Raw genomic sequence first — 274 nt, 5'->3', positions numbered from 1 at the left:
CCGATCCTGCGTGCATCGCCGGCCATGCGCAGCGTGCGGTAGCCGATCAGCCCCGCACAGAGCAGCGGCGCGGCGTGGGCGTCGTCGTACCGCGCGGGAATCGGCAGGCAGTACCGCGCGTCGCAAACGGCGTATTGAGCATAGCCGCCATCGCGCGTGTAGCCGGTGAAGGCAGGGTGGTCACACAGATTTTCGCGCCCGTGCAGGCAGTACGGGCAGACGCCGCATGTCCAGCCGAGCCACGGTACGCCAACGCGCTCGCCCGGGGTGGGCG

1 protein-coding gene is annotated in these 274 nt (G+C 70.4%); it reads right to left on the bottom strand.

Annotated elements, in window-relative coordinates; genetic code table 11:
• On the bottom strand, positions 1 to 274 hold a 274-nt coding region (locus tag E0D90_RS28730), incomplete at both ends, for an alcohol dehydrogenase catalytic domain-containing protein (RefSeq protein WP_157996971.1).

The sequence above is a fragment of the Streptomyces otsuchiensis genome, from assembly GCF_004305975.1.
In the GTDB taxonomy this organism is placed as follows: Bacteria; Actinomycetota; Actinomycetes; order Streptomycetales; family Streptomycetaceae; genus Streptomyces; species Streptomyces otsuchiensis.
Note: the sequence above shows the minus strand (reverse complement) of the source record. Positions and strands in the feature narration are given on the sequence as shown.